This is a genomic window from Paenibacillus sp. J22FR83, assembly GCF_059691955.1.
In genome coordinates this window covers 122,528-142,278 of record NZ_JCAUAM010000018.1, presented here as the reverse complement: position 1 = coordinate 142,278, position 19,751 = coordinate 122,528, and the positions used below count along the sequence as shown (strand labels likewise).

The window sequence follows — 19,751 nt, the reverse complement described above, 5'->3', positions numbered from 1 at the left end:
AGGGCCAATAGAAACTGCTCTATAGGCCCGCTTATAAATATTATTTTCTTTCACTATACTCAAGTAATCTTCTCAATACTACTGCAGCTTGCGCACGAGTCGTGATCCCTCCGGGCTCAAAGCTTTCAGCAGTTACACCAATCATGAAACCTTCCTTAATTGCCAGAGTGACATCGGCTTTAGCCCAATCTTGTACACTACTGCTGTCAATGAATGGGGCCAGCGAAGCAGAGTCCCCTGACGAAGTACTGCCGAGTCCCAAGAATCGATAAGCACGGCCAATCATCACAGCCATCTGCTCGCGAGTGATCGACTCTTCTGGCGCAAAACGCTCCAGGTCCACCCCATCTATGAGTCCCTTGGATACAGCCTTCTGAACAGCCTCATAGTACCAAGCTTTGATATCGACATCGCTAAAGTGATTTTGAGGAAGATTCTCGGATAATGGGATCCCGAGAGCTCTTACAAGCATAGCCGCGAACTCTGCTCTTTTTACTGTACTATTGGGTTTGAACACTGTTTGCGTTACTCCGTTCACCAATAAGTGGCGTAACATCCAATCAACATCCGGCTGTGCCCAGTGTCCCGCCATATCTTCAAAACGATTACCAATGCTCATTACAGCATAAATATCATCAGAGAGCAGATCAAACTGCAATACTTTCCCCTTTTCATTCTTCATACTCTCAACATATATCCATACGGAAGAATTAGCATCAAATTGATACACATCGCTGCGCTCAGCGTTTGACTCCTGCACTGTATATTGTCCTTGCAAAGCATTCAAAATGGGAGAAGCCTGGTTGTTGCTCTGGATAGCTTCAGCACTAACAACTACGGCAGAAGACATCATTTGCAAAGTTTCGTTTTGTTGATGTGCCACTCTGACTGCTGCTGCCTCTAGCTGATCGCCTGCCTTGGCAATAACCAGTTGGAACATCGTTCCCTTCGCCAAATCCAATTGTTGAAGTGCCGCGGCAGCATCGATTTGGACATTCATCAGGCCTGTTTTCACAACTATAATCGGTTGATTGTTTTTCATTGCTTGAAGTGCTTCAACAGGAACTTGTAGAATGATTTCATCTACGGAATCTTTCAACTCCACATAAAGCTGTTTAGGTTGCTTGCCAACTTTCAAAGCATTCGCGACAGTTTCTTTGCTAATACCTACGACTAAACTGCGTCTTCCGTCCAATGCTGTCTTCCTTACTTTATCAGCAGTTTCACCCAAGTTATTCAAATCCACAGCTTGGTCGCCTCCCACATTCGGAGGTGAAGGTGTCGAAGGTGAGTTCGGATCTGGGATATAGTCACTAATACGAATGCTATAGGTCTTCGTCACTGTACCGCCGCCAAGTTCAACTCCTATATGGATGATTCCATCATCAGGTATGGACATCGGTTTCATTAATCCGCTGACAGCCGGCACTGAGCCAATTGTTAGTTTAGCTTTAGGGTCTGCTGTAACTGCTGTTACTTCAAGCTCTTTCGAACCTTTAGGCAATTTCAAACTGTATTCGTATTGTGTAGGATCGAATGCCGGACTCAGTGTTCCACTTCCTACTCTGAGCTCACTTAGGTTAGGCATACTATCAGAGACTAACTGCAGTGTACCTTCCTTTGATGTATTGCCATCCTTGTCCTGGACGGCATCTGGCAATAAATTCAGATAAGATTGATTTATAATAGGGCCACGTAAAGTTAAAAGCAGCTCACGCGTTTCAGCCACACCTTGTTTCGTTACAGCGACAGCTGAAGTTACCGTATCCGCCGTTCCATTCAACTGAAATTTGGAAACATCCGCAGTCGGTTGAATAGGCTCATTATAAGTGATCCGAATCATACGACCGCCGCTTTCCATCCTCGCATGTACCACGGTTGGTCCAACTATGTCCAATGTACGCATTGGAATCACGATCGACCCTGCATCTTTATCCAACATCATCGTGCCTGCATAGCTTGTAAAAAAGATATTATCAAGTTTCACTTGATATGTTCCAGTTCTTGATAAGTTTACCTTAGGTGTAAACCGGACGATTCGAGACACCATTGCACTAGGATTTGACGCGCTTTCCTCTACTTGGATAAACTCAGCGGTTCCTTTCAACAAGGTATTACCAGCACCCGTTATGGCAACAGCACCCTCTGACAAATTAGTTACTTTGAGATATTTGGAGAACGTAATATCTACATAACTCCCCCCCTCATAAGTAACGCCCGACACGGTCGAGATTTGTGGAGCAGTTCTAGAAATCAGTCCAGCGTTTACTTCCGTATGTGGTGGTGGAACATCTAATTCTGCGCTTGTAAGTGACTCATACCCGTCTTTCTTCCAAACAACCTTCCATTTGCCAGGCGGAACATCCCAACCGTATTTTCCCGCAGTGTCGGTTAATTGCGGATTCACCTGGTCATACGCCTCCGCATCCCAAACTTTCCAAACGCCCGTATTCACGTCTTGATAAAGAACTGTTGCAACAGCGCCTTCAAGTGGATTGCTTTTTACAGCTTCATATACGAATCCGCTAGGATCGTAAATCCATTTAGGACTAGCTACTTTTTGACCTTTATGTTTCTTTTTATCAAGGTCAGGGTCTTCTTTGCATTCATTATAACCTGCGCCTACGGCATCGATCTGTTCATCGACATAGTTATCAATTTTATCTCCAACAATGTCTGAAACAACGCCAGCCGCAACACCTGCGGGGCCGCTCAGGGCCATTACGCCTACCCCTGCGCTCATCGCTGTCTTCGCTACTTCACCTAGGATAACAGCTGCCAATGCCTTTCCTGCCTCTTTAGCCGTCGTTGGCATTTCGTCCAAACAATCGAGACCGCTGGCCTCAACATTGTACATAATCTTGTTAATTTTCCCCGCATATTCCATATAGTCATCGTATTGTTCCTTAACTTCATTTAACTGATCATCTATCTCATCCACATCAGCCTTAATATCCATGAAATACTCAGCTGTATGTTCCCAATCTCCTCCTGCCGCAGCACTTTGCAAGCCAGCTTTCTCTTGCAGGAGGAGATTACTCGGTATATAACCTCTCAACTTCATATTCATGGCTGTATCCGTCTCTGTGAAATCAGTCATTTTCTGCACGGCCGGTACACCCGATCGCTTAGCGAGCTCCTTTTCCTCCTCCGTCGGCTTGTATTTGGAATTAAGATCGATAGTCAACGTATAACTAATCTTGTAGCTATGGAGTTGTGGAAAGCGAAGAACAACAGCTCCTGTGTATTTACCATCGGATAATGCCAAAGGCTCCATGGAAACAACTTCAAAGTCTCGCATCTTCAAAGGCATAGACGCACGAATCTGTTCAAGATCCGGCAAGCTGCCATCATAGGTGCGCGGTTGATTTTTCACATCATAATCAACATATATGCCCCCCAAAGCATCCTTGGTTGTGGGAACGGTAGCTCGAAATAGATCTCCTTCTCTTGTAGCCAACAAAGGTTCTCCTTCTTGACCATCCATATAAACGCGAACATTTTCTAATTCACCGGGATTGGTAAACTGCAAATCAAATAGAAACGGATTCCCCGGATAAACTGAATAAGGTAATTCCGGCAGGTTTTTCCCTGGCTCTATTGTTATCCATCTGCCGTCAGGCGCTTGGGAGAACACCATTTTTTCCAACTGCGGGAAATTCTTATCGTACATCGCGTAGACTTTCTCTGATTGTAAGGTTACTTGGTTCAAGGCTGTTTCTGCCCACAAAGCGTGCATACTGTGGTTTCCTAAGTCTACAAGCGTTACAGAAACCTTCCAAATGCCAGAAGCATTCGCGACGGCTCCGCCGATCCTGACATTCGTGTCATACAGGTTTACAGTGCTTCCTGCTGGAGCATAGCCGCTAATTTCCGTTCTCATGCTAGCATCTGAAATCTTTGTCGGGACATCAAGCGTGACTTTAGGAGTATCCAGATGAACCGTCCCGATGGTTTCCGGCTCTGTGCTTAGCTGGGTATGAATTCTGGCAGAAGCGGATAAGCTCTTTTTATTAAAAGCTGTAGATACCATAAGCTTGTATGTTACCGTACCGCTGCTTCCTTGCTCTAAATCACCCAAAGGAACGAGAAGTGTACGTCCTTCAACGGTAACTGGGCTATTCCCCTTCCCCCCCGTTACTGCTTTGTTTCCATTCGTATCCGATACTAACGTCATATCTTCCGGAATTTCTAACTCCAGGCGCGCACTTTTTGCTATTTTATCCGAATTATTCCGGTAGAAAGCTTTCAACACAATCGTACTGCCTGGTATGGCTCGCGCTGGCTGGGCTGTAAAATAATTACCAGATTGATTGTTAAAATAACTTGTCGAATTAAACGATATCGCACCCAGATTTTTAACTTGATTTTGTTCAATCGTAAACTCTACATTCGCGTACTCGTAATGCATTTTATAGTTCTGATCCCGTACACTTTTGGTTATCTCCATTCGGAAGGTCCCGCCCGATGGGATATTAATGTTAAAAGGGGCTGCTTGGAAATGAGCGTCCCAAGAGTCCGCTACCCATTGTTTGCTTCCATTAGGCTTAATTTCATAAATTTGAGCGTCATAACGTATGTTGCGCCCCATTTCGACTAGGCCCTGAATGCGAGCGCCTTTTTCCTCCAGGCGAACCTCAGCAGTCGCATTTGAATTTTCGTCCATAGTGACCTGATTACAAGTATTTATATACGTATAAATGGTTCCTGTTACACACACTTCAACCTTCTCACCAGGATTTCCGCCCAGTGTAACTGCATTGGAAAAGTAGGTCCTCACCCACCCATGCTTGGAGCTGACGGTGGACATAAAATTCTCATTGCTCATATTGAGCGGACCTATCCATTCCGTATCCAATGCTTTTTTGAAAACATTGAGATTAATGACATAATGGTCTGGCTGCTTCATCGGGATATCCATGAGAACAGTAGCTTGAGGCTTAATTTGTGTGATAAGGAGTGAAGAGCTGTACTCATAAGAGTACTGGGTAGCTTCAAGCGCTACTTCACCAACAAACAAGTCAAACCTAACCTTGCCGTCCAAGCTGGTTCGGCCTCTCGTGACGATTGGCTTCCCCTTATAGGTTTGGGTAGCGGTAACGATAGCGTCAAATACAGGTTTGTTGTCCGGGCTCTTGACCGTGAGCTCTAGATATCCATGATCGGGAGAAATGAGACGTATAACCCCCTCATTATCGCCCTTATCCAAGGTGAAGTTTAGATTAGACCCGGGTGACAGCTCATAATACATATCACCAAGTTCCAGCTCAACAGTTACTGTCTGATTTCGTAACAATCCTTCACGCCAGTTCGTTGTCCCGTCCGACATCGTGGAAGTTGTCCCCAGTAGTTGGCGTTCTGAATCCCATAGTGTGATCGGCACATCGGAAACAGGCTTTCCTTCCGAATCTACTACTTTCACACGAAATTGTGCAGGCATTGTCACAGGAAAGGAGAGAGATTGTGTGCGGCCAGGTTGAACTTGGATATCCTGCAAGCTGCCCATTTCGTACCGATAATCCGGCGTTCGGAGCGTAATGGTTGTATCCTTATCTGCCCACAATCCATCAATAATTCCAAGCTCATCGCCATCAAGGATAAAGGTTTGTTCCTCAGCGTTTACCTGCGAAACAGTTAGAACCGAACCTTGCAGCTCTGAAGGTGTGGCTCCGGTAAATGTGATATCTAGGCCGCCTCCAACTGAAATTGGCAGTTCATCTGCTTCTTCCTCCTTTACCTTTCCGTCTCCACTCAGCGTCAGCTTCATATCCGTTAGTTCTGTAGACAACGCTGTTAAATAAAATGACTCTGAATAAAAACCTGGAGCATCTGTCGACTCCTCTAACTGGATAGAAGAAGTCTTTACGACCTGAGAATCATTAACCCATTCCTTATAGGACCATTCTGCTTTCGCAGTACGTCCCGGCGCTCCCTCGGCAAGAAGGGTAACCTTGCCGCCTTGTTTAAGTGGTCCTTCGACATTGCTGCGCTCCCCAATCCAATCAAAATAGAGGGATTCCTCCTGCGGCGGCGGGTTCTCTCCTCCATCCCGAATCCATGTATAAGTGGGACCGTTCATGCTCATGTGATAACGGCTGTTTATAGCCTCAACTTGAAACAACACATTTTGATTTGAACTTTGGTATTCATTGGTAACGGTATACGTCCTAGCTTCCGAAGCGGCAATATAGGCAATTGGCGATCCGTTCTTATATAAAGCGTATCCCGTTACCCCATTTACATCAGTTGCTTCCGGCCAACTAAGCGAGATATGATCTTTTCCTATATTTGTGGCTTGCAGGCTACTGCCTGGTTGCCACACTGGTGCAGTCCCGTTCGTTGCAACGAAATAATCACGAAATGGAAACTCGATATCATTAATTTTCTCTATATAGGAAGAGAAAAATGTAATCGTACCGCCTGTATCTCCAACCGTTGGTCGTTGGCTTGGAGCTTTCAGTGAGATAGAAGAGTTAGGTACGGCAATTTTCTTCGATGTTAGATCTTGTATCCTTGTCACATAACTATCGGATGGATCCAGAATGCCATCGTTCTTCACTTCATAGGCGACATAAGCGCCATTACGGCTGATAGAAGGATATCTACTGCTGTTTACGTGCTCGCTTCCATCTTCTTGCAATGAAGCTCGAAGAAAGCCTTTTTCTTTGCTATCGTAAACATAGATATCATCTTTGTTGTTAGTATCTCCAGGGATTAGATCGTTGCGCCCTGTTGTAAATGCCAAGTACCTGCCGTCACTACTGATTGAAGGCGATTTCCCTTGAGTTACCTGCTTGAGCACAGCGCCTGTCCCAGCACTACGATCATAAAGATACACACGATCTGTAGAGATACCTGCATCATTCTCTATTAGCTTGGCTCTAGAGACAAAAGCAATGGTTTGCCCTTCCCCGCTTATAGCAGGAGCCCAGCTGTCGTTATTCCATTGTTCTTCCAGCGGTACACTGATTCGCTCCAGTTTATTCCCCGTTCCCATCCGATCGTAGAGGTACACATCCTTCTCCTCATTGGTATCTAGGGGGGCGAGTTTCGCTTCTGTATCGAATACCACATACCGTCCGTTTGCACTAATAGAAACGTAGTCTCCATCCTCGAACCTTAACTCACTGGATCCGTTCACGTCAGTAATTGTTTCCAGCTCATCCGATACTCGGTCGTAGAGATAGACACTAATTTTACCGCTAATAATATCTTTTCCATACGTATAAACGAAATAACGAGCATCCGGTGTCATATCAAAATGAATGACGGTTCCTGTTTGATCTGGGGTTTTGACAGGTTGGTACACCCCTTTACTCCGATCTTGTACGTAGACAGCCTGTCGTCCTGCTGCATGTTCATCATCAGCCGCGTAAGTCATAAAAGCCAAATATTTTTCATCTGAGCTTAGCTTTGTAATCGGTGAGTCATACGTAGCCAACATGTAAGCATTGTAACCGCGGTTCATTCTTGTCAGTACGTTCCATGAAAGCGAACCTACAGATCTGGGTAACCGTGGTTGAACTAGTTGCCTTATTCCCTCCATATTCGTGTACACAGCATCCGTTATAGAGCCGGAAGAGAGATTTCTGTCATTGGGACTAGCAGCATTCACTGCAGCAGGCATGACGGTGGTCACAACCATTATCATGATCAATAACATAGATAGCTGCTTTTTAATAACTTTCGATAATTCCAATCTCATACCCAATTGATCCTCCTCTCTTGTATTGATACAATTTGTATCATTTGCAAAGCATCTGTTCTTATGAACAGTGCCTCTGCCAATTTCCTAACTTTTTCATATTAATATACTTATTTGCATGGAGTCGACGGACTATAAGTATCACAAAGAAATTTAACATTGATTTCACGAAAGTATGAATATCTTTGACTGTTGTTATTTGATTTCTTTGGGAAATAACCTGTTGTTGAACGTCCTCATATGGAATATTAAAACGGGCTTTTAGATACTCACTAATCATCTTTTTTGTTTCCAATTCGCATCTGTAGTCATACTTTTCCATTTCAATATCAACTAAAAGTCATCCTAATTCATTCACATTTATTTCCGTGCGTTTGCTGTTTCGTTTTTTGTATGGATAAATACCCTCGTATTTCTTTAATCTGCTCCAAAAGTACCACTGTATCATTCGAAAAACGTTGTGACAATTTGAATCTTATTTTTTTCACTAAACCCAGGATCTGTTCATGACTTCCGTATCGTGTACACATATTTTGGGAAAGGAAATATCTCTTCAATAACCAGGTACAACTCGGAACTGTACAACTGCGGAATTAACCTCATCAATAGTCTGTCCTTGTGGTCATGACTCGGTTAACTCAGTAGCTGACCGACAACAAAAAAACGATCTTTATTTTCCTTGAGCATGAAGGTCATCATTACACGATTTTAACATGACTTTTTCGTATGATACATTTATACATCAAGAGTAAACCCGCGCAATTTGCACGGGTTTACAGTGTAATATTAATTTAGATGTTTTAATCAATCTCTTGAACCTAAATTTCACCAATGCATTCTGTACTCAATCCACCAACCGCCCATCCCGAAACCTTACAACCCGCTTCGCCTGCTCCGCAACCTGCCGATCATGCGTAATCACAATAATCGTCCTGCCCTGCTCGTTCAATCTCCTGAAAATATCCATAATCTCCACGCCTGTCTTCGAATCCAGCGCCCCGGTTGGCTCATCCGCCAAAATAATTGGCGGATCACCAGCCAACGTTCGCGCTATGGCCACGCGTTGCTGCTGCCCACCTGACAGTTCTGAAGGAAAGTGCTTCCGACGATCGAGCAAATCAACCGCTTCCAACGCCTGTAGCACCAACGTCTCACGCTGCTTCCTCGTTAATCCCCGATAAATCAACGGTAGCTCCACATTCTCATACGCATTTAATCTAGGCAACAGGTTGAAATTCTGAAATACAAACCCGATCTTCCGATTCCGAATTTCCGCCAATTGTGAATCCTTCAGCGAGTGAATCTGCTTCCCATCGAGCACATATATGCCTTTGTCCGAAACGTCCAAACAGCCGATGATATTCATGAGCGTGGACTTTCCAGAGCCTGAAGGCCCCATAATAGCGACAAACTCGCCTTGCGCGATGTCTAAGGAAATGTCGTTGAGGGCGGGGATTGTCTCCCCGCCCATATGATAAAATTTGCTAACATGCTCAATTTGAATTAATGTTGTCATTGTCTTCGCCCCCCATTATCTGATGCCAAATAAATGAAGTCTGCGATTTAATTCTTTTAACGCTTTGCCTTATAAAATTCATGATACAGCTTCATCAACGCTCGCTTCTCAATACGCGATACATATGAACGCGAAATCCCCAGCTCCTTCGCGATCTCCCGCTGCGTCCGTTCTTCCCCGCCAAGCTCCAAACCAAACCGACCGACAACAACTTCCTTCTCGCGGTCGTCCAAAATTTCTAAATTTTTATGTATCTTCGACTTTTCAATCTTCAACTGCACCGCATCCACCACATCGTCTGCCTCGCTGCCGAGGATGTCAATTATCGTGATTTCGTTCCCCTCTTTATCCGTTCCAATCGGATCATGTAATGAAACATCTTTCCGAGTTTTCTTGAGTGATCGCAAGTGCATCAAGATCTCATTCTCAATACAACGAGCAGTAAAAGTCGCCAACTTTGTCCCTTTGTTTGGAGAGAAGGATTCGATCGCTTTGATCAGACCGATCGTCCCGATGGAGATCAGATCTTCTAAATCTTCCCCCGTATTGTCGAATTTTTTCACTATATGAGCGGACCAATCTCAAATTGTGTTCAATCAATTTGTTCCTTGAATGATCATTACCTTCTGCCATTTGCCTCAGATGTAATTCTTCTTCTGCCTCGGTAAGTGGTTGAGGAAACGCATTATTTTTGACATAGGATACAAGCAAGGTTAGCTGCTTTATTAATACAGCTATTGCGCTAAACAATCCAGGCATTCCAGCCACCCCCTTCAGTGTTAGCGGATCTTAGCTGTTCGGAAGTCTCCGCTTTGAGCTTAGTATTAGTGTATGTAGGTGGGAGCCTAGAAGTGCATGTACCTTATAACTTAGACAAAGAAGTCATCTGGAAATAGCTCATTTAAATTAACTTGCGGTGATCTTGTTACACTAAGATAAGAAAGCAACTTTAGTCACCTCCGATTGAACCTATACATCGCCTGCTCTTTTGAGATCTCCATCAGAAAAAACTTCAATTTAACGTCCTTAAACTCTCTAAACTTTTTGATTCTGACATACAAATAAATCCTCTGGCTGCAAGTTCCTCCACCTTAGATATATCTATATCAGCAACATCTAACAGTTCACTGATCCCAAAGCTACTCAGAAAATGTTGAACTAAAACGACTGCTTTCGCCTCTAAGAGTGAGATTGTCCCATAATCGGTTACAATCTTTTTCTCTTTTTTGTAGAATTACTGAAGAGCACGCACGTTTTCTAAGTTTGTACCATTCTCCAGATAAGATCACTAATTTTTTATGATATTCATGCCATATCACCAATTGATCTTGAATATCCATATCAGCCCACAATATGTTATTTCTTCTTTCAGCTCCTCTTCAATGACAACTGAAAGTTGCTCGAGCTGCGGCGGAAGTGCCTTTTTCTTTTGACATGATGCTTTGCGCTTAGCGGCTGCGTCTGGAAAGACCGCGTTCCAAGCCTCTACTGCCGAAGAGTCGAACGCCAAATGAATCCCAGGTAAAAGCCTTCTGAGATCGCATCGAGCACTAGCCCGTCCTGAACCATTTCGAGGAGTTGGTGTTCATTTATAGCACGTATGAGACGAGAGTACGAAGCCTCACTTGGCGTAGCGTCAGAGCCGGTAAAGCAGCATTGCATGCGGAATTCAACACTCGTTTTTAGACGGCGAACAATATCTTTCACGAAATCCATTCGTTCAATTTTTGCAATGCGAAGCGAATAGAGCATAGCTGGAAAGTTTAATGTCTGCGGCGGACCCAAACGTGACTGTTTTTCCAAGTCGTTGTATGTGAAAAAAGATAGGTTTGGTGCGGGTTTGAGATTGTGAAATTGACTCGGTTCTCCTATATAAAATTCCGATATAAATCCATATAACTTATTTAATGACGGCGAATGTAGACGGAAGTCGGCACTGAAAAATCACACGAGGTCGTAAGTATGTATCGATAAATCTTCAAATATTTTGCCATTTCTGAAACTATAAAAACCTGCTACCGAAATAGTTCTGGTAGCAGGTTCTGAGCTTACCCACAAAAGACAAAAGCTTATTACTCAATCTCATCCAACCGACTTGCAACCAATCTGACCAAACAGGTTTGTAATATTCCCATATCGCGCCCTTCAAAAACATAGTTGGTCGCGCAGTAATTATCCCCCTATATATCGCAAAGGAGATGCCGAAGTAATTCGCAACTTCTTTGCAAATAGTTCGAATTTCAAATTGTCACTCCTTGTTTTCAATAAAGCTGCCATCTAAAACCAGGTCTAAATTCACAGATGTATTTATTAAAAGTAAAGCTAAAGCCACCATGACCGTCTATCTCAATGCACTCATCATCAGCGAAATGAACAGGATCAAATGGGCATAATTATCCGATTCGAAGATTCGATCACTCGTCAAAGACCATGAGCCAATTAAATGAGGATTGTAGTAGGTAACTTCGGATATACATTGAACTACAGTCGGAAATTTCGTTTCATTAATCCTGCTGTGTGGGCATACCGCAAGGTTGCTTACAAGCAAACGCACTGCGTGATCGGAGAACTGGCTATACGGGCGCCGCGGCGCTCCGAATCGTCAACGGACCTCAAGACAACATGCAGGCGGGGACGGCAATGGAAATGTCCATGCCGCTTTATTGACTGGATCCATTGTTCGAAGCGTTGTCGTAAGCCGACTTGGCTCGGCGGTATGTATCGTTGCTTTCGACGGAGTCCGGATCCTTTTCGAGCTTTTTCAGGCTCGCTTTATTCGACTTCAGCTCCGAGGAATAATCGGCGCGCCCCTTCTCCAACTCCTGCTCCCTGCGCAGCAGGTTCTGTATGCGGGGATCTCCGGGGTCCAGTCCTTTTAACTCATTCAGCTTGCCATTGATCGTCGCGATCAAGTTTGAGAGATGCGACAATTTTTTGAGCGTTTCATCGATTTTACTTTTGTAAGAATCCACCGCAAGCGCATAGGACCCTGTCTTAAGCCGGGCTTGAGACGAATCGTGGAGCGTCTTCGAGGCCGCGTCCTTGACGCGATCGGAGAGACCGGCGGCGTTAAGAATCCGGCGGCTCTCCGCCTCCCAGTTCGCTACCGCAGCGCCGAATTTATCCGGATCGTTGCCGGCTGCAATCGGCGGTCGCAAAGCGCTGATGTCCGCCAATGCGCCTGAGAGCGCTTCTATATCGCGATAGCTCATCGATTCCAGCGTATCGGCGGGCCCGGAACGTTCCAGGTAAGCAGCTACCTCTCCAGAATGCGCAAGCGCTAACTGCCGAGCCTCCTCCGCAAGTTTGGTCAAATGGTTGCGAAACGAATCTCTGTCGAACCCGGACGGCATCGAAGGCATCCGATATCTATCCGATAGCTTCTCCGGCCCGTTGAAAAAGGCGTCGAAGCGGTTAGCCAACCGATCCGCGGCCTCGCCGGTCACCTCGCCGTATATCTCGTCCAAAAGTTTCAACGACATTTCCTGAGCGTCGCTTTCACCGCCTAAAATTTCTTCCCGGATTTTCGTGTATGTCTCCGCATACGACAGCACATAAGATGCGGAGCTTGCATCGGGATCCAACGCTGCGCGGAACCGCTCGAGAAACTCGGACTTTGCGCTGCCGACGCGGGAAATAGACAAGGCAAGCTGCGAAGTGTCCGTTAGATGATTGATTTTAAAAGCTGCACGGTTGGTCGACATCGTCATCGGCGTCAGCCCCGCCGAAAAAGTAGTGCCAATTATTTTCAAGATTCATTCCCTCCAACGAAGTGATTCACTATTTGTTAATTTGGTGCAGCATACCCTTTTAAGAAGTGGATGACTAGGCAGTGCAAATCCCTGCATGCTATTCCCTTCTACAATAATATAATATTCAAAACTCCACCAGATACGTATAGTCATCAGATATTTCGTCTATGAGCGAGTGTAATAATCAGGAGATTTTGCCCGCGGCTCAACTTCTAAATTTTCACCATCTGACGCGATTCCATGAATCCCTGTCGGATATGTCTGTGCAAACAAAGCTGCAGTTTCTGGCGGTGATGGACCATACGTTTCCGGAGTATGTTGGGGTCTATGGAGACAAATTCTCCAAGGTTTCACTCCGCCTTTTGCTTCTGTTTCCGACTTCTGGAAAGGTGCTGCAGCAGACGAGCAGATCCGAACTAATTCGAGCGATTAAGGAACTCACTTCAAAATCGCGCTCGCAGCGTTGACTTGAGAACCTTCTCCATCGAAAAATGAGGCGACTATCAGTTGAACATACTTATATAGAGCGCGCGGATCACTTCCGCGCGCTCTATATAAGGCACATCTTACCGGGTCAATACGATATGCTCGGCCGTCAGCTTCGGTAGCTTGTAAATGAAAGTATTGTTCTCACTGTCCACTATGCCCTGTAGCTCGACTATCTCTGCGCTCAAGCCGTCGAAGGCGAATACGCGCGCATGCCGGTACTGCTTCTCGCCGGTAATATGGATCGTCGCATTCATGGCGAAATCGTTGTTCTTGTTCAAAGCGATCAGATGCAGCTCGCCCTTGCTCTCATCCGAGATCGAGCCTCGGCATTTCCGTACATACCTATGACAAAACACTTCGAAACCTCAAAGAAATGCTAAGTGTCTTACAGCAGGGGCTTCCTCCTGAGCAAGAAACAGAGCTCTCCGAAGGGCTCCGATATAACTATTACGAATCTGCCGATCCGCTGCTCCTTTTCTTATTTCGTGCTAAGTCTCTTAAGGAAACGGAAAGCATCCACGCAGGAGCTAACTGCCAAGGACTTGCAAGACATCTGCTATGCGCAAATGCCAGCCAATAGTCCGCTACCTGACGAAAAGACCGTTCGAGGTGATATGAAGTATCTCGAAGAAGTTTCTGTTATTATTCGCTTAAACGGTGGGCGCCCCCATCGCTACAAAGCCGCTAATGACCTCTACCGCTTCGCCTTATAAAACTCATGATACAACTTCATCAGCCGGAGCTATGTATCGCTTCTCAATCCGCGATACATAGCTCCGGCTGATGCCCAGCTCCTTCGCAATCTCCCGCTGAGTCCGTTCTTCGCCGCCAAGCTCCAACCCAAACCGTCCGACAACAACTTCCTTCTCGCGGTCGTCCAAAATCTCTAAATTTTTATATATCTTCGACTTCTCAATCTTCAGTTGCACCGCATCCACCACATCGTCAGCTTCGCTGCCAAGGATGTCAATTAGCGTAGTTTCATTCCCCTCTTTATCCGTTCCAATGGGGTCATGCAAGGATACATCTTTCCGTGTTTTTTCAATGAGCGCAGATGCATGAGGATCTCATTCTCAATACAACGAGCAGCAAAAGTCGCCAACTTTGTCCCTTTGTTTGGAGAGAAGGATTCGATCGCTTTGATCAGACCGATCGTCCCGATGGAGATCAGATCTTCCAAATCTTCCCCCGTATTGTCGAATTTTTTGAGGTTGTGTACAACAAGCAACGTAAAAAACCCTGCCAATAACGGCAGGGTTTTACTCCAATATGATATGTTTCTCCTATTTTAGTCTCTATAATTTCCACATCCTCCCAAATGTTCACGGCCAAATTTCTGATCTAGTTCACTAAATTAACTATAACCGCTCCAATCGTTTTCCAGTTAACTAGATCTGTGGATTTAAGCAAAGTTATGCCAAGAAAACATCTGAAAGGTGGATCAGATCATATAATATGTATCCCCAACACGTATTATATCAGGGTCACTATAGTCTGAACTCAAGATGAGATTTAGAAAGGTTTCGTCCCCTACTCACCTCACGCCCCGGGCTTTCATTCTTGTGCCCCCCGTCACTTCAACTCCCTTACCACAAGTACAAATCATTTCCTTTCAGCTTAAAAATAGCCTCAAGCAAATAATAATCTCCATAAATAATAGCGCTATGATGGTTATTACGATGATAGGCTTCAGAGCCGTTTAACAAGATACAATCGGAGTCTGTTGTCCAGTCACAGCGGTTTTCATCTAACACTTTCAACAATTTCAATGCAGCATTTAAATAGAGATCACTTTCACATGAATCAACAGCCTTCGCAATCTCAATCAATCCGCAAGCGGCAATCGCCGCAGCTGTTGAATCTTCATAAGCAGGCTCCTTTGGCTGTCTGAAATCAACAGGGATAATTCCGTTCTCAGGTGTATTTGCTATAAAATAATGAGCGATTCGCTTCGCTGTATGCAAATAGTCTTCTTTTTGCGTATGCTTATAACTCATCATAAATCCATACAGCGCCCAAGTCTGGCCTCTCGTCCACGACGAGCCATCTTCATAGCCCTGTCCGCCATGAGTTCTTACCACACCACCAATAAAAGGATCGAATTCAACGATGTGATTGACGGAACCATCCGGTCTGACAAAGGCAGTCATAGCTGTATCCGCATGTTTCATCGCGATTTGCATAAAACGAGGATCACCACTTTCTTCCGTTGCCCAATACAAGAGTGGAATATTGAACATGCAATCCACAATAGCCCAACCACGCGTATCTGCTCCCTTAATGTCATTCCATGCACGAATAAAGCCGCCTGCTAAATTAAAACGGCCAGCAAGTAAATTGGCGGCATGCATGGCTCTTTTCCTAGATTCAGGGTTACCTGTAACTTTATAATTAGCCACGGCGGTAGGTAACCACATAAACCCTACATCGTGATGCAGCCCTTCGAATTCCTGGAAGCATTTATCCAGCTTCTCTTCTGAAATTCGTGCAATATCTTTGTACTTTTCATTGCCGGTTTCATGATACATTAACCACATCATCCCGCCCCAGAAACCATTCGTCCACCAATTAATACCGTTATCCATCGTCCCTGAAGGGTTATCTACGGAACGATCATCATGTGTTCCATTTATCGTTGTATAAGGAATTTTATGCTTCGATTTCTCGCTTACCCAGTTCATCTTTGATGAAATTTTATCGATAACCGAGTTCAACCATTGCTGATCATTTACGTTTAACATGTTTTTTCTCCTCTTCATCGGATGAATTTGGTAATGACCATACAATTGTCTTATCCTCCACAGTAATGCGCAATGTAAGTTCGTCTTCACTTGATACTTGGAGCCTTCGAGCTTCTCTGTTCTTGGGATAGAGCAGCGTTAGAAAACCATCCTTAGCATCGGCGGTCGCTCTAATGTAATCCATCATGCAGACATCTGAGTCTTGTTCATTCTCGCAAATTGGCGTAGATCGTCCTTTTTCCAACCAGAGATCCTTCACTTTTGTGATGAAAACTGTCTCTAAATCAACACCATATACCCCCGTCGAGTAGACCCGCTTTTCTTCAATTACGGAATGATGAGAAACAACTGGTAAGCTAAATAATACTTGGCCCTCGTACCCCACAACAGTATCGCGAATCACATAGAGATCTGACTCTTTCCAATACCATACTTGGCGAATGTGCTTGCCAGTACCTTCAGGATTCATAATCTCAATTGTAATGGTTTCCAAATCAGAGCCAATTTCGCATTCTAAAACTTTACTTGTTTTAGGAACATCAACCCAACCACGCTCCAAGCTGTACGTTCCTGCTGAAAGGTTGATAAATCCGCTCCCTTGTTTCAGAATAGCACTTTGTTTCGTAGCGAATTGCAGGCAAGCGTGAGAATACGAACTAAGGTGCCAATTTGTACTGGAGTTGAAATAACCCTGGATGCCCGAATCCATGACGATAGGCACTGAATTTTTGTAAATAATGAAAGAACCTTGATCCAAATGACCATGCCCGATCGGCTTGGGGCTGGACATGATGGCAAAATAGCTTTGATGAGACTCTCCAAAACTTTTTCTGAAAATCGTGATGCCAGCATCCCTATAATCTTGCGTTGAAGTCAGGCTAAGTGGAGAAGATGGCTTATATGACGTGCTTTGACCCAGCAGATTTTCAAAAGCAATCGCTTCCCCCCAGAAATGTTTGTAAGGCTTGCCTGCCAACTGCCATGTGTGATGCATGTTGCTTGCTAATTTCTGATCGATTTTCGCAATATCCGTCAAATACGTTGCAAAAACACTGAATTCCGAACCTCCACCCAAGGCATGGTCACCAAATGGAGGGGTTCCAATTCGTCCCTCAAAAAAGGTATAACCTGGAGTCTGCATTGCTAGACTGAAACCAAACATGCCTGCTAGCGGTGTAGTTGCAAACCAGTTGTCCCCAGTCACATTTTCCAATACCTTGGCATAGCCGCTAAATCGTTCCAGTGCTGCATGATGGTATCGGATGGATTCTGGCCAAGAGTGGTCGGAATTCACATTCCATTCCAATTGAGATCGGAGCACCATATTCGCGTTATACAACCATGCTTTTCGATTGGGGAAATCATCCAATACTAACATCATATATGCAGCTCCCGCGCACATGTCTGTTTGCCAATTACTACAAGCACGCTGTGCTTCTTCCGGTGTGAGTTCGGTTCTGTCACGTAAATCCAACATGTATCGCATGAGGTACTCAACCATCGCGTAAAATTTGGCTTTCTCCTCTTCGGTGAACACCCCAGCATTTTTAATCATTGAATACGTTACTGCAGTGGAACACAGTACTCTTCCGCCTTGCACAGCCCCGAAGCTATCACTGCCATCTGGACGTAATTGTTCAATCAGCCAGTGCTCCGCACCCTGACAGAAATCATGCAGGGTATACAGAATCTCCTTTTTGGCTTTCAGGGCATAGACCAACTCCTTAGTAAAAGCATATTGAATGGCGTCACACTGCATAGTCAAAAGAAAGCAGGAATTTGGTAGAGACGATTTTCGGTTAAAATCATACTCAAACGTATCGAGTTCACAACCATTGACATCCTTAAATACTAGAATTAACTTCAATCCTTGCTTAAACTTCCCCTCAATTTTAGCGGCAAAAGAGATCGTGTACCTACTACCACTTACAATCATAATGTCACTATCATACTGCCAAGACCCTTCATCACTGCTGGTAGGATTACCAATATATAAGGAATGAGGCTCGAGACCATGATCTTTGCCTTCAATTGACTGCTTTGGGTAAGAGCGGTCCCCTCCACCGCAATATGGGTACTTACCCTCCCATATCATGAGGGGCTTTCCACTTCGTGCTTTTGGTGTCCAATGGTCTGGTGATCCAACCCCTGCGTCAAAGCTGCTATTCATAATCACGGGGTTATTTCCACTCGCTGATTCAAGCTTAAGATCATCAATCCAAACATGACCAAGACCGTCCTGCTCATTCTCCACGGATGGAAGAACAAAAGAGAGTGATGCTGTAACTGCTTGATCTGGAGCTATGAAATTAATGATTTTATCTGTGTTACTCCAAAGATAGAATTCCTTATTAACTTCGCTGTAATCCCAATCTTCCCCCATCAGTTGAGAAGTCTTTTCTATATATGGCAAACTAAAGCGATCCGCAATTGAAACGATCTCGTTATACTGTTGCTTTACTAGAGGATCAATATTCGTGTTATTAATAATCTCTTCCAAAGCCTCTTGAGTTACATATAAAGTAGCGGAGGGGTCCACATCCGTCCTTAATACTCTTGAAAAACGGAAATTCCTCAGAGCATTGAAGCCTGCTACAATTGCCAGAGCGAGTTCTTCATCACTGCTGCTAGAGCTTGTATTCGCCTTCTTTATCTGTTCAATAGCGTATGTTATTTCTTTACAGGAAGTTGCCGAATAATTACCAATCTCAGTTCCGATAACGGCAGTACTCAGAATTTCCTCCGTTTTACCTATCAGTAAATCTGATTTCGCAAGAAGACTTGCTCGACCACCAATCATCATATCTTGCTTCTCAAACCACGCTAATGCTGGCTCCAACCCATAGTACTTATGCTCATTTCCATCGTCTTTGTAGATCGGTGTCATCGTAAAACGCCTAGTCGTAAAGTGAACTGCTTCATCTTCTCTAGGCGAATAAAATCTGCGGCTTCTCACAAAAGGAAGTTGGTACGTGTCTTCTAACGCCATGCAAGCGTCTTGAATCATATCGTGAATCGCCAATTTGGCCCCTTCTGTGAAAAAGCGACCTCTCGTTGTAATTAAGTATTCAGCTCGGTTGATTAAGTTCTGCAGCTTTTCTTTATGTCCTGGATCTTTCGTCATCTGTTATTTACCTCATTATCATTATTCGATGTTCAATTACTAACTATAGTCACGAATTGATAGATGATGAAGGCAATATCCTATCGACTTACAGGTTAATTCCTACTTTGTTTACAAGGACGTGAAAAAACTACCCTTCTGAAGTTAATACTCATAGGTAGTCTTAACTAATAAACTTCAATTTCGCTTGTTCTAAAATAAGTTTTTGATATAACAAAATGTATCGGTCCAACAACTGACTTACTGAAATCACTTTTTCATGTGTAAGACTTCCGTTTATTACAGCTTGATTTATCATTTCAAAACGTAACGATTCAATTTTCTCTTGAAGAATAGATTGCATAATATCATTCTCCATTCTATTTTCGATACTCATTCTCTAACTATAATCATGGAGAGCGAGGTGATGAAGGCAATATCCTAT

9 protein-coding genes and 2 pseudogenes are annotated in these 19,751 nt (G+C 44.3%); 2 read left to right on the top strand and 9 right to left on the bottom strand.

The annotated features are described in order from the left end of the window. Positions 1-40: 40 nt before the first annotated feature. From AC58PV_RS28035 to AC58PV_RS28020, 4 genes and pseudogenes are all read right to left on the bottom strand, one after another. Positions 41-7,705 (bottom strand): S-layer homology domain-containing protein, encoded by a 7,665-nt coding sequence (locus AC58PV_RS28035; RefSeq protein WP_497436012.1) that lies wholly within the window; start codon positions 7,703-7,705, stop codon positions 41-43. 844 nt (positions 7,706-8,549) lie between these two features. Beyond that, positions 8,550-9,221, bottom strand: coding sequence for an ABC transporter ATP-binding protein (locus AC58PV_RS28030; protein WP_497436010.1), 672 nt, complete (start codon positions 9,219-9,221; stop codon positions 8,550-8,552). 56 nt (positions 9,222-9,277) lie between these two features. Beyond that, a pseudogene (sigK, locus tag AC58PV_RS28025) lies at positions 9,278-9,980 on the bottom strand (RNA polymerase sporulation sigma factor SigK). Between the two features lie 1,901 nt (positions 9,981-11,881). Next, the gene (locus tag AC58PV_RS28020; protein ID WP_497436009.1) at positions 11,882-12,973 is read right to left on the bottom strand and encodes a hypothetical protein; all 1,092 of its coding nucleotides are present in this window, start codon (positions 12,971-12,973) and stop codon (positions 11,882-11,884) included. Between the two features lie 257 nt (positions 12,974-13,230). Between AC58PV_RS28020 and AC58PV_RS28015 the strand changes: the two genes are divergently transcribed. Continuing rightward, positions 13,231-13,440: a hypothetical protein gene (locus AC58PV_RS28015; protein ID WP_497436007.1), complete on the top strand. Its 210-nt coding sequence runs from the start codon at positions 13,231-13,233 to the stop codon at positions 13,438-13,440. 99 nt (positions 13,441-13,539) lie between these two features. Here the strand turns inward: AC58PV_RS28015 and AC58PV_RS28010 are convergent, their stop codons facing one another. Next, positions 13,540-13,818 (bottom strand): hypothetical protein, encoded by a 279-nt coding sequence (locus tag AC58PV_RS28010; protein WP_497436006.1) that lies wholly within the window; start codon positions 13,816-13,818, stop codon positions 13,540-13,542. 24 nt (positions 13,819-13,842) lie between these two features. On the opposite strand from AC58PV_RS28010, the gene AC58PV_RS28005 reads away from it, so the two are divergent. Further along, positions 13,843-14,175, top strand: a complete 333-nt coding sequence (locus AC58PV_RS28005; RefSeq protein ID WP_497436004.1) for a hypothetical protein — start codon at positions 13,843-13,845, stop codon at positions 14,173-14,175. Here the strand turns inward: AC58PV_RS28005 and sigK (AC58PV_RS28000) are convergent. The 4 genes and pseudogenes from sigK (AC58PV_RS28000) to AC58PV_RS27985 form a co-directional block, all read right to left on the bottom strand. Next, a pseudogene (gene sigK, locus AC58PV_RS28000) lies at positions 14,157-14,687 on the bottom strand (RNA polymerase sporulation sigma factor SigK); the annotation flags it as partial. The gene AC58PV_RS28005 and the pseudogene sigK (AC58PV_RS28000) overlap by 19 nt on opposite strands. Before the next feature lie 361 nt (positions 14,688-15,048). Next, positions 15,049-16,203, bottom strand: a complete 1,155-nt coding sequence (locus tag AC58PV_RS27995; RefSeq protein ID WP_497436003.1) for a glycoside hydrolase family 88 protein — start codon at positions 16,201-16,203, stop codon at positions 15,049-15,051. Then, a complete protein-coding gene (locus tag AC58PV_RS27990) occupies positions 16,187-19,327 on the bottom strand; it encodes a heparinase II/III domain-containing protein (RefSeq protein ID WP_497436002.1) in 3,141 nt (1,046 codons plus the stop codon). The genes AC58PV_RS27995 and AC58PV_RS27990 overlap by 17 nt, the downstream gene beginning before the upstream one ends. Positions 19,328-19,490: 163 nt before the next feature. Then, positions 19,491-19,670, bottom strand: coding sequence for an aspartyl-phosphate phosphatase Spo0E family protein (locus AC58PV_RS27985; RefSeq protein ID WP_497436001.1), 180 nt, complete (start codon positions 19,668-19,670; stop codon positions 19,491-19,493). Positions 19,671-19,751 lie beyond the last annotated feature (81 nt).

Coding starts and splice junctions, on each gene's coding strand:
- AC58PV_RS28035 (WP_497436012.1), bottom strand. CDS start 7,705: ATGAGATTGGAATTATCGAAAGTTATTAAAAAGCAGCTATCTATGTTA.
- AC58PV_RS28030 (WP_497436010.1), bottom strand. CDS start 9,221: ATGACAACATTAATTCAAATTGAGCATGTTAGCAAATTTTATCATATG.
- AC58PV_RS28015 (WP_497436007.1), top strand. CDS start 13,231: ATGTCTGTGCAAACAAAGCTGCAGTTTCTGGCGGTGATGGACCATACG.
- AC58PV_RS27995 (WP_497436003.1), bottom strand. CDS start 16,203: ATGTTAAACGTAAATGATCAGCAATGGTTGAACTCGGTTATCGATAAA.
- AC58PV_RS27990 (WP_497436002.1), bottom strand. CDS start 19,327: ATGACGAAAGATCCAGGACATAAAGAAAAGCTGCAGAACTTAATCAAC.
- AC58PV_RS27985 (WP_497436001.1), bottom strand. CDS start 19,670: ATGCAATCTATTCTTCAAGAGAAAATTGAATCGTTACGTTTTGAAATG.